Raw genomic sequence first — 10,714 nt, 5'->3', positions numbered from 1 at the left:
GTTGATCAGACCTTCCCTAGTGTCACGAAGCCTGGTGGGATCACTTCGCGAAGCGCTACATCGTCAGTAACGTTGCCCTGCTTTTGGAAACGAGCCTGAGTTGACTTGAATAGATCTTCGCGGGAGAGTAGGTTTTGGAGTTGCAAGCGCCACTGCATATCGCGAAGCCCAATCACCACTGATTCTTCCCAAAGTCTTGCCTTCTTCTTACCTGCCATAGCCCTTCTCCTGTTGGCGTCCCGTTCCTTAGACTGGTTCTGCACACGCCCTCGGAAAATAGCAGATTCCATGCAGGCGCTGCCCACAAACATTCGAGCGGCCGCCACGCCGGCCTCGGCTTCTCGCAGGAAGCCAATGATCTGCTCTTCGCCAAAGCACTTCTTCATGGCCAATCTCCTGGTCGGTAAGTATTGGAGTTCAAACCTCGGCGCCACTCTTGATTGGTTGGGAGGACGTCGAGTTGCCCACCTTGGCCAAGCACTCTTTGACTACAGCCAAAGGGGTAGCCGAATCGTTCCCCAACGGACGAGTAGCGGGGTCGTTGGCCTTCGGCACAGCTGGATTGGTCAGCTGAATTGCGTGGCCGCGTCTCTCGATCCTTTGAGATCCGCGTTCTACCGTATGTTGCTTGGCGGAGCCGCAGCGCAGTCCCCCGGACTTCTTGTTTTCGTTCCTCAAATGAGGGAGGATTACCGGAAGCCAGTCCTGCCTTGGAGTTCCAATGCCCGCCACCAACCCCGTCGACGTTGCCAACCGTTTGGAGGCGATGGGCCTGACTGAGGCTGCCCTCCGTGAGGCCGTCAATCAGGGTCATTTGCAGCGGACGCGCCTGACCGCCAACCACCCCATCATCTACCACGGCTTGAACATGTGGGGCGAAATTGTCGCAGCGTTGCGCGATCAGCTCCGGCCGCTGGATTGGGTTCGTGAAGATATCGGCAGTTATGCTCTGACCGTCAATGAAGACCTCAAACTGGCGATCACCGTGGCATCAGGTGATGAAGCCACTGGCAATCCGGATGCACATCCCACTAATCGCTCCCGCAAGGGGCGCAACACCGTGGACGCGATCGAGGCCAATCGTCAGTTCGAACTATTCGAACAAATGCCGCCTGCGACGATTGATGAAGATGAGGACAAGCAGACATGGGTGCTGATGCATCACACCGATATAGCCCGTGGCGAAATTCGTGTTGAGTTGTCCCGCCCATTGAGTATCGGGAGCGACGGCAAGATTAACCGGTGGGCCGAACGCATCATCTTGGCTGGCATTCCGTTTGACGATCAGCTTGTTGAAATCTATCCGCCTAGCGGACCGGACATCGATTTCGAAATCCAGCGAAAAGCATAACGGGGTTGTTATGTTCAACCCGTTGCGATTGACCTTGGCGAGAAAGCGCCGGGGAATGAAGAAACGTGAGCTAGCTGAAAAGATTGGTTTAACGGAGAAGTCGGTTTCAAATTACGAAGCCGGATCCCAAGAACCAGAGAGCACGACTCTGAGCAAGCTATCAGAAGCGCTTCGGTTCCCCGAAGCGTTCTTCTTTGGCGATGACCCAGAAGTTCCAACTCCTGACGTCGCTAGCTTCCGTTCCCTCTCAAAAATGTCTGCTCCTCAGCGCGACTCCGCACTGGGGGCGGGCGCTGTTGCCCTGTTGCTAAACGACTGGATTGAGTCTCGCTTCCAGTTGCCTGACCCAGATGTTCCCGATCTGGGCAGGGAAGGGGGATCCTCCAGTGGTGCGCGGTGTGATCACTCGTCGAAGGAAGACGAACCTTATCCAACGCGCGCTTCCGCTCAGGATCCTGAGGCCGCAGCCGCAATGCTGCGTGCGCATTGGGGTATGGGTGAGCAGCCCGTCAAGAACATGATCGCCTTGCTTGAATCCAGGGGGGTGCGTGTCTATTCTCTGGCCATCGACGCCAAGGAAGTAGACGCTTTTTCGATGTGGAAGGGTGGTCGTCCGTTTGTATTTCTGAACACCTTCAAATCCGCCGAACACTGTCGCTTTGATGCGGCCCATGAATTGGGCCATCTGGTGATGCACCAGCATGCGCAGCCGCAAGGCCCTGATCTTGAAAGAGAGGCCAATGCTTTCGCCTCTGCGTTCCTGATGCCCAAGGCGAGCGTGCTTGCTCTTGCTCCAAGGTCAGCCACTGTGCCAAATCTTATTCGGCACAAAAAACACTGGCTGGTGTCGGTCGCTGCATTGAACTATCGGTTGCATGCGCTAGACCTTACGAGCGACTGGACGTATCGAACGCTTTGCATCCAGATCGCACAAGCTGGTTATCGAGGGAAGGAGCCTGAGAGCATTAATCATGAGAAGTCCCTCGTCCTGGAAAAGGTGTTTACAGCACTTCGTGATGAAGGTCTAGGGAAGGCAGACGTAGCAAGGCAGCTAGCCATCCCGCCAGAAGAAATCAACGAACTGACCTTCGGGCTGATGCTCAATGCACTTAAAGGTGGTCGCAGCGCTGATGCTGTTCCAAAGGCCAGCCGGGCAAACCTACGCCTTGTAAAGGGCTGATATGACTAAGAGAACAGCGAGCGCATGAACGCAGTTGAGATTGAAGAGGCAATGTCAGCTCTGGCTGAAGCCCCGTTTGAGCCGGCAGAATTTCCATATCAGTTCCTGACAGCGTTTGGGAACAAAGACACCACCATCAAGCGCCTGCGGAAGGGCGATAGCAACGCGTCCGACGTTCCGGGCGCCGTCCTGCAACGAAGCAACATCCATCTGGCCACCTGTGCCCCGGGAAAGGTCCACGAGACTTTGCAGGCGTTGCGCGACAGTCCGCGAACTCTGCCAGCCAAAGCCAAGTTCATCCTGGCGACCGATGGCCAAACCCTGGAAGCCGAGGATCTAATCAGTGGAGAAGTGCTAGCTTGCGAATTCGCGAACTTTGCTGACCACTTCGGCTTCTTCCTTCCCTTGGCAGGCATATCCACAATCAAGGAGATCAAGGAGAACCCGTTCGATGTTCGGGCGACTGGAAGACTGACCAAACTTTACATCGAGCTTTTGCAGAACAATAAGACCTGGGCGTCGGACGAGCGCCGAGCGGACATGAACCACTTCATGGCGCGCTTGGTGTTCTGCTTCTTCGCGGAAGACACAGACATCTTCCACGGCACAAGTCTGTTTACCAATACTCTGCAAACGATGAGCGAGCCTGATGGCTCCAACACCCACCAAGTGTTGGAAACCATCTTCCGTGCCATGAACCTCGCTACCGAAGAGCGCGCGACGGCCAAGCTGCCGGGTTGGGCTGAGCGTTTTCCTTATGTCAACGGCGGTCTGTTCTCTGGTAGCACCGATGTGCCGGTTTTCACTCGCACGGCGCGCTCCTACTTGATCCGCACTGGAGAGCTGAAATGGCAGGAAATTAATCCCGACATCTTCGGGTCGATGATCCAGGCAGTGGCCGACGAGGAAGAGCGCGGCTCACTGGGCATGCACTACACCAGTGTGCCAAACATCCTCAAAGTGCTGAACCCACTTTTTCTGGACGACCTGCGTGCCCAGTTGGAAGCTGCCGGCGAGAACAAGGTGAAACTACTGAACCTGCGAAAGCGCATGGCGCGCATTCGTGTGTTCGACCCAGCCTGTGGCTCAGGAAATTTCTTGGTTATCGCCTACAAGCAGATGCGCAAGATCGAGGCTGAGATCAACAGGCGGCGCGGTGAGTCTGAGCTTCGCACGGAGATTCCTCTAACCAATTTCCGTGGTATTGAGCTTCGCGAGTTCCCCGCAGAGATTGCTCGGTTGGCCCTCGTCATTGCCGAGTTTCAAAGCGATGTTGTCTATCGCGGGCAAAAAGAGGCCTTGGCGACGGTTCTCCCGCTTGATAGCAAGAATTGGATTACGTGCGGCAACGCTCTGCGAATGGATTGGCTCCGTTTAATGGATGTTGACCAGGAGGGAGTCAGGCTGGTGGGCGACAATCTGTTTAACTCGCCGGTTGATCAGGCGGAAGTGGACTTCGTCAACGAAGGCGGTGAAACCTACATCTGTGGCAATCCGCCTTATGCGGGCCTGAGTTCACAGACGGATGGGCAGAAGGAGGATCTTCGCAATCTCTTCGAAGGCAAGACGACTTACTGGAAATCTTTTGACTACGTGATGGGCTGGTTCTGGCTGGCAGCGGAGTTTATGCGACACCACCCTGCGAAGAGTGCGTTTGTATCAACCAATTCCATCTGCCAGGGTCAACTGGTGCCAATGTTTTGGCCCTTAATACTGACAGATGAAATCCGAATATCGTTTGCACATACCTCGTTCAAGTGGAACAACCTCGCTGCTAAGAACGCAGGCGTGTCGGTCGTTATCGTGGGTCTTGCTCGCGGTGGTGAGAGGACTGCGCTGATTTTTTCAACTGGAACCACTGACGAGTCTGTGCAGAAAATTGTTCCAAATATCAATGCATATTTGGTAGCTGGTCCCGACGTATATGTGGAGGCAGAAAGCAAACCTATTTTTAATGTTCCTGTGATGTATTGGGGAAATAAGCCGGTGGACGGCGGTCATCTACTGATGACGACTGAGGAGGCTCGCTTGATTGTTAAAAATGAGCCGGGAGCTTCCCCTTACTTGCGGCCCTTTTATGGTTCCCAGGAATTCATCGACGCCAAGCCCCGCTACTGCGTTTGGGTGGAAGATGCTGATCTGAAGTATGTAAGCGAATTTGCCGAATTTCAGTCAAGATTTGACCTTGTGAAAGATTTTCGCCTTGCTAGCAAGGCGAAGGAAACTCGTCCGGCGAGTAAGTACCCTCATCGGTTTAGGCAGATCCAAGGATGTCCTGGCGTGCGCTCAATAATCATGCCAATTCATTCAAGTGAGTCGCGTGATTTCCTGCCGGTCGGATTGCTTCCGACTGGAAGCATAATTTCGAATGCTGCATTTGGCATATACGATGCGCCGCTGTGGGTGTTGGCAATCTTGGCCTCGCGCCTGCACCTCATCTGGATTGCAACGGTGTGCGGGAAGATCAAGATGGATTATAGATATTCGAATACGCTGGGTTGGAATACATTTCCTATTCTTACACTGACTGAGAAAAATAAACGTGACTTGACGCGTTGCGCAGAAGAAATACTTCTTTCCCGGGAATCTCACTTCCCTAAAGCGATCGCAGATCTTTACGATGATGAGATGCCAAAAAATCTCAGGCATGCGCATGAGCGCAATGATGAGGTCTTGGAACGCATTTACATCGGTCGTCGCTTCCGCAATGACACCGAACGCTTGGAAAAGCTGTTCGACCTATACACCAAGATGACGGCGGGCCAAGGCAAGCCAAAGAAGAAGGCCAAGAAATGAGCATGGAAGGCAATCCGACCAACAAATATACCGTTCCCTCCGTCTCCATCGCGACGGCACAGACGGGTGTTTCCAGCAAGATCAATGCTCTGGGCATGCGTCCGATGCAGGAAAAGGCCTATGCCAAGCGAGGCGAGCGACACCTGCTTATCAAGTCGCCCCCGGCCTCCGGTAAGTCCCGAGCTCTAATGTTCATTGCCTTGGACAAGATCAAAAACCAGGGCTTAAAGCAGGCCATCATCGTAGTGCCCGAACGTTCCATCGGTGGCAGCTTTGCCGATGAGAAATTATCCGAGCAGGGCTTTTGGGCTGACTGGGTCGTTAGGCCTCAGTGGAACCTTTGCAATGCGCCAGGTGAAGACAACGGAAAGGTAGCTCCGTCCAAAGTGAAGGCCGTAGGTGCTTTCCTGGCCAGCGAAGATCCGGTTCTAGTGTGCACGCATGCCACCTTCCGTTTTTCCGTGGATGAGTTCGGTATCGAAGCGTTTGACGGGCGCCTTATCGCCATTGATGAATTCCACCATGTCAGCAGCAACCCGGACAACAAGCTAGGCACGCAGCTCGGACAACTCATTGGCCGTGACCAGGTCCATGTGGTTGCGATGACGGGTTCGTATTTCCGTGGGGATGCGGTCGCGGTTCTTTCGCCTGAAGATGAGGGCAAGTTCGAGTCGGTCTCCTATACCTACTACGAGCAGCTAAACGGCTATACCTATCTCAAAAGCTTGGACATCGGGTATTTCTTCTATACCGGTCGCTACCTGGACGCGATCATGAAGGTTCTGGACCCGTCTTTGAAGACGATCATCCATATCCCCAATGTCAATGCCCGCGAATCTTTGAAGGACAAACACAAAGAGGTTGATGAGATCCTCGCCTCCCTGGGCGATTGGAAGGGACGCGATGAAGCAACGGGCTTTCACCTGATTGAAGTCGAGGGTGGGCGGATCATCAAGGTGGCTGACTTGGTGGACGACAGCGACGCGGCCCGTCGCTCCAAGATCCTTACGGCCTTGAAAGATCCGGCTCATAAGGACAACCGCGACAACGTCGACATCATCATTGCCCTTGGAATGGCCAAGGAAGGGTTCGACTGGATTTGGTGTGAGCACGCTCTGACCATTGGCTACCGCAGCAGCCTGACTGAGATCGTCCAGATCATTGGTCGAGCCACTCGCGATGCACCAGGTAAGCCGCGCTCGCGTTTCACTAATCTCATTGCCGAGCCGGCCGCAGACTCGGAAATCGTGATCGATGCCGTGAATGACACACTCAAAGCCATAGCGGCCAGTCTGCTGATGGAGCAAGTGCTGGCGCCTCGCTTTGAGTTCACGCCCAAGAATGCAGGCGAGAAAGAGGGCTTTGACTACGGCGATGAGGGCTACCAGGACGGCAAAGCCAATGTAGGCGTCAATGCCGCCACTGGCGAAGTTCATGTTGAAATCAACGGCCTCGCGCAACCCAAGTCTCCTGAGGCAGCGCGTATCTGCAAAGAGGATATCAACGAAGTCATCACTGGCTTCATCCAGGACAAGCCAACCTTGGAACGAGGGCTGTTCGACAAGGAAAATACGCTGCCTGAGGAAATCACCCAAGTCCAGATGGCGAAGATCGTTCGAGATCGCTACCCGGACCTGAGTGAGGAAGATCAGGAGGCTGTGCGCCAGCACGCCATCGCGGTTCTGAACATTACCCAGCAAGCCAAGCAGGTGATCGCACAAGGTGACGCAAAGGGAGAGTCGCCAAACATGTCCTTGATCGAGGGGGTCCGGAAATTTGTCAATGTTAAAGACCTTGATATCGACCTGATTGATCGGATCAATCCTTTCGACGCCGCCTACGCCGTCCTGGCCAAGGCCATGGACGAACGTGTGCTTCGTCAAGTTCAATCCGCTATTGCAGCAAAGCGCCTGGCTATCTCCTACGAAGAAGCTAAGGACTTGGCCAAGCGCGCAGTTGTGTTCAAGAACGAGCGGGGGCGCTTGCCTGAAATCGGCTCGGCAGATCCTTGGGAGCGTCGCATGGCCGAAGGCGTGGCCTCGTTGCAACGCCACATCGCCCAGCAAAAGGCAGCAGCAGTCCAGGGAGGCGGCAATGGCTGACCGGGAAGGCGAGGAACTGCTGGAAGAACTGGGCCTTGAAGCGACACCGATCAAGGCCAGTAGCCACAGCCCACAGGAGGAGCGCCTCCTGGCAGGGTTTGAAGACATTCTCCGGTTCGTCCAAGAGCATGGGCGAGCGCCCCAGCATGGCGAAGAGCGCGACATCTTCGAACGCATCTATGCGGTGAGGCTGGACCGCCTACGGGCGTTAACGAGTGCGCACCCTTTGCTGATGCCGCTGGATCCCCAGGGGCTCCTTTCGGCGCCTCCCAGTCGCGCTGCGCCTGATGCCGCCGATGACATGGATGATGCGGCACTCTTGGCCGAACTTGGTCTTGGAGGGGAAGAAAACGACATCACCCAATTGCGGCATGTGCGCTCCTTCGAAGAGCGCAAATCGGCTGATGACATAGCCAATCGGACGCCGTGCCCCGATTTTGATCGCTTCGAACCGCTGTTTGAGCGAGTGGAAGGCGATATCAAGACGGGCCTGCGCAAGACCCTGCGCTTTGGTCGGGACGCGAGTGTAGCCGAGGGCAACTTCTTTATTCTTGGCGGCCAGATGGCCTATGTCGCCGAAGTAGGGGAGACCATCCGCGCGCCCAATGGCGAAGCTGATGCCAGGCTGCGCGTCATCTACTCAAACGGCACCGAAAGCAACCTGCTGCAACGCTCTTTGCAGCGGGCGCTCTACAAGGACGACACCGGCAGGCGTATCACCGATGACGATGCTGGCCCTCTCTTTGGCGACACCTTGGAGCCAAACGATATCGTCAACGGCACCATCTATGTGCTGCGTAGCCTGTCCGACAATTCCTTCGTGGTTGAGCATCGCGAGCTGATCCACAAGATCGGGATCACGGGCGGGAGCGTCGAGGCGCGCATCGCCAACGCGGACAAGGATCCCACCTACATGCTGGCTAAGGTAGAAGTGGTGGCGACCTACAAGCTCTCCAATCTCAACCGGGTCCGCTTGGAAAACCTCTTCCATCGTATCTTCCAGTCAGCCAGGTTGGATCTAAAATTGGAAGATCGATTTGGCAATCCGGTTCGCCCGCGAGAGTGGTTCCTTGTTCCCCTACATGTGATCGATGAGGCGGTGAAACGCATCCAGGACGGATCGATTACCGGTTACGTCTATGACCCGACTCAGGCTGCGTTGGTCCTGCAATGATCGGATTCGTTTGCCTGCTTGAAGTTTGCCACCATGGCTAAAACACAACAGGAGCGAGCTAATGAGCAGCTTATCGAGGCAGTTGGAAGCTGGGGCGACGACTTCCACATCTCGGGGGTCGAAGTCAGAACGCCCAGTCGGAGTGTGCGATAGCTGCGGTCGGCCGGCTCATCCGGAAGACGCCGCCTTTAATGCAGCCGGTTTGGTCAACGTGGCCTGACAACAGACAATGAGCGCCAAATTCAATCAAATTCTGTTCCTTGATTCGCTCCCAGATGGTGAGAACACCGCTGCCCGTCTTTACGCCGACGTCTCCGACTGGGCTTATGTGATGGAGCAAACCCCAGCCATCGTATTCAGACGTGTACCGTCTGCCCAGGCGTTCATTGACCTCCTTCGCGAGTGTGCGGAGCTAGCAGCGCAACAACCCTATGTTCCGCTTCTACACATTGAGTGCCACGGAAGGGAGGAGGGCTTGGCGTTTGCCGACGGTTCGCGACTTATGTGGGCCGACATGAAGCCTGCGTTCGTTGCGCTTAACATGGCAACCAGGCTCAATCTGATTGTTATTGTCGCGGCTTGCTTTGGGGGATCAATAGGCGGTTCCGCTCGTGTTGAGGAGCGAGCACCATTCTGGGCATTTCTTGCCCCGAAACGCGAGATCGGCGCTGGCATCCTCGAAGATGGTTTATCCGTGTTCTACCAAACTCTGCTTAGGACAAGATCTTCCGAGCAGGCCATGGCTGCGTTGCGCGCCACTGAGGCGGGAAAGGAGTTCTGGCAAATAAGCGCACACACGATTTTTCAGATGATTGTGAAGGGGTACGAAGAGAATCATCTAACGGATGACGCCGTTCAAAAGCAGGCGGCTCGTCTTCGCTCCATGGCGGCGCAGCATGGAGCCATCTTGTCTCAGGCGCAGGTTGAAGCCAAGATCCGTGATCCGGCCATCTTCGAGCGTTTTCGGCAGACCTTCTTCATGATCGATATTTTTCCGGAGCACGCTGAGCGGTTTTCTAATTAAGTCACCCTAAGTAGCTGATCTGACCCTGATGTATAGGCTGGCGACAGGCTTTTCTGGTTCATTGCCCACGGCTTTGTCTTCCAGCCTGACGAGGCGAACTCTGCCGTTCCGCAGCCGAATTTCTTGGTGTCCTTGTCCAACATGTCCATGAGGCTCTTGGAACGAGGATCCAAACCCGCGAACAAGTCGCCTTGAGCCGCCGGTCCTGGGGTGAGATCCAGCGACATTCCCCAAATTTGAGTAGCGCCTCAGTTTAGAGTCCAATTCCCTACTCCGAGGAGATTGGACGTGAAGAAGCGTTTTACCGAGGAACAGATCATTGGCTTCCTGCGCGAAGCCGACGCGGGCGTGGCGATCAAGGACCCATGCCGGCGGCATGGCTTCAGCTAAGATCGACCCCAAAAAGCAATCGACGGCATGACCCCGGCTGCTATGCCCAACATCTGGCAAACACCGATATCATCAGCCCCGGACTCCAAACCCGACCACTATTCAGGGCGGGGGAGCCTCGGTAGGGGCCGCGCACTCTCTAAACTGCTCAAAGGCGCAGTAACAAAGGATCTTGGGGATAGATGGACGCAAAAACCAATCAGCTCGACGCTTTGTTCGACGGAAACAAGTTTTACCAGGTGCCGCTGTTTCAAAGGCCCTATGTCTGGGATGAGAAAGAGAACTGGGAGCCGCTTTGGGAAGATATCCAAGCACTCTTGGACAAGCGGCTTCGCACAGGCAAGGCGCACCCGCACTTCATGGGCGCCATCGTGCTCGAACAGGTGCCCAACCCCGCAGGTTCCATCGAGACGCGCCTGGTCATCGACGGCCAGCAGCGCTTCACAACCTTGCAAGTCTTTTTGATGGCTGCGCGTAACCTATGTGCTGCCAAAGGGGCTGAGAAGTTCGCTGGTCGCTTCACTGGCTTGATTGAGAATGCAGCCAACCGGGCAGAGACCGAAGAGGAAAAGTTCAAGCTTCTTCCCACTAGGGAAGGTCTGAACAACGAGACCTGACAGGGCGGAAGGTGGCGTCGTTCCGAAGAGTGGCTTTTGGAACTTCGGAATTTCGCCATTTCTGGCGCTTTCCGCGGGAA

At 55.1% G+C, this 10,714-nt stretch carries 9 protein-coding genes and 1 pseudogene; 8 read left to right on the top strand and 2 right to left on the bottom strand.

Translation table 11 applies throughout. The annotated features are described in order from the left end of the window. Window positions 1-5 precede the first annotated feature (5 nt). Window positions 6-386 carry a hypothetical protein gene (locus J7360_RS21480; RefSeq protein WP_244667833.1) on the bottom strand — a complete coding sequence of 127 codons (381 nt, stop codon included), beginning with the start codon at window positions 384-386 and terminating at the stop codon, window positions 6-8. A 335-nt stretch (window positions 387-721) separates the two neighbouring features. Here J7360_RS21480 and J7360_RS18400 point away from each other — a divergent pair, with 335 nt between their 5' ends. From J7360_RS18400 to J7360_RS18375, 6 genes are all read left to right on the top strand, one after another. Further along, window positions 722-1,351 (top strand): hypothetical protein, encoded by a 630-nt coding sequence (locus tag J7360_RS18400; RefSeq protein WP_209034449.1) that lies wholly within the window; start codon window positions 722-724, stop codon window positions 1,349-1,351. Window positions 1,352-1,361: 10 nt separating this feature from the next. Continuing rightward, complete coding sequence (locus J7360_RS18395) at window positions 1,362-2,531, top strand: XRE family transcriptional regulator (protein WP_209034446.1); 1,170 nt, start codon at window positions 1,362-1,364, stop codon at window positions 2,529-2,531. A 24-nt stretch (window positions 2,532-2,555) separates the two neighbouring features. Then, a complete protein-coding gene (locus tag J7360_RS18390) occupies window positions 2,556-5,327 on the top strand; it encodes a DNA methyltransferase (protein WP_209034444.1) in 2,772 nt (923 codons plus the stop codon). After that, a complete protein-coding gene (locus J7360_RS18385; protein ID WP_209034442.1) occupies window positions 5,324-7,429 on the top strand; it encodes a pseudomurein-binding repeat-containing protein in 2,106 nt (701 codons plus the stop codon). The genes J7360_RS18390 and J7360_RS18385 overlap by 4 nt, the downstream gene beginning before the upstream one ends. Further along, window positions 7,422-8,603, top strand: a complete 1,182-nt coding sequence (locus J7360_RS18380) for a GIY-YIG nuclease family protein (protein WP_209034440.1) — start codon at window positions 7,422-7,424, stop codon at window positions 8,601-8,603. The genes J7360_RS18385 and J7360_RS18380 overlap by 8 nt, the downstream gene beginning before the upstream one ends. A 229-nt stretch (window positions 8,604-8,832) precedes the next feature. Then, entirely contained in the window at window positions 8,833-9,627 is a 795-nt protein-coding gene (locus J7360_RS18375) for a hypothetical protein (protein ID WP_209034438.1), read from the top strand. On the opposite strand, the gene J7360_RS18370 is transcribed toward J7360_RS18375, so the two are convergent. After that, window positions 9,624-9,854 (bottom strand): DUF4113 domain-containing protein, encoded by a 231-nt coding sequence (locus J7360_RS18370; protein ID WP_209034436.1) that lies wholly within the window; start codon window positions 9,852-9,854, stop codon window positions 9,624-9,626. The two genes, J7360_RS18375 and J7360_RS18370, sit on opposite strands and share 4 nt — an antisense overlap. 61 nt (window positions 9,855-9,915) lie before the next feature. Between J7360_RS18370 and J7360_RS18365 the strand changes: the two are divergent. Together J7360_RS18365 and J7360_RS18360 are read left to right on the top strand one after the other, a co-directional pair. Further along, window positions 9,916-10,014: pseudogene (locus J7360_RS18365) on the top strand (transposase); the annotation flags it as partial. Window positions 10,015-10,199: 185 nt separating this feature from the next. Then, window positions 10,200-10,634 carry a DUF262 domain-containing protein gene (locus tag J7360_RS18360; RefSeq protein WP_209034432.1) on the top strand — a complete coding sequence of 145 codons (435 nt, stop codon included), beginning with the start codon at window positions 10,200-10,202 and terminating at the stop codon, window positions 10,632-10,634. Window positions 10,635-10,714 lie beyond the last annotated feature (80 nt).

The organism is Xanthomonas sp. D-99 (assembly GCF_017746145.1).
Lineage (GTDB): Bacteria > Pseudomonadota > Gammaproteobacteria > Xanthomonadales > Xanthomonadaceae > Xanthomonas > Xanthomonas cissicola.
Note: the sequence above shows the minus strand (reverse complement) of the source record. Positions and strands in the feature narration are given on the sequence as shown.

Coding starts and splice junctions, on each gene's coding strand:
- J7360_RS21480 (WP_244667833.1), bottom strand. CDS start 386: ATGAAGAAGTGCTTTGGCGAAGAGCAGATCATTGGCTTCCTGCGAGAA.
- J7360_RS18370 (WP_209034436.1), bottom strand. CDS start 9,854: ATGTCGCTGGATCTCACCCCAGGACCGGCGGCTCAAGGCGACTTGTTC.
- J7360_RS18390 (WP_209034444.1), top strand. CDS start 2,556: ATGAACGCAGTTGAGATTGAAGAGGCAATGTCAGCTCTGGCTGAAGCC.
- J7360_RS18375 (WP_209034438.1), top strand. CDS start 8,833: ATGAGCGCCAAATTCAATCAAATTCTGTTCCTTGATTCGCTCCCAGAT.
- J7360_RS18395 (WP_209034446.1), top strand. CDS start 1,362: ATGTTCAACCCGTTGCGATTGACCTTGGCGAGAAAGCGCCGGGGAATG.
- J7360_RS18385 (WP_209034442.1), top strand. CDS start 5,324: ATGAGCATGGAAGGCAATCCGACCAACAAATATACCGTTCCCTCCGTC.
- J7360_RS18400 (WP_209034449.1), top strand. CDS start 722: ATGCCCGCCACCAACCCCGTCGACGTTGCCAACCGTTTGGAGGCGATG.
- J7360_RS18380 (WP_209034440.1), top strand. CDS start 7,422: ATGGCTGACCGGGAAGGCGAGGAACTGCTGGAAGAACTGGGCCTTGAA.
- J7360_RS18360 (WP_209034432.1), top strand. CDS start 10,200: ATGGACGCAAAAACCAATCAGCTCGACGCTTTGTTCGACGGAAACAAG.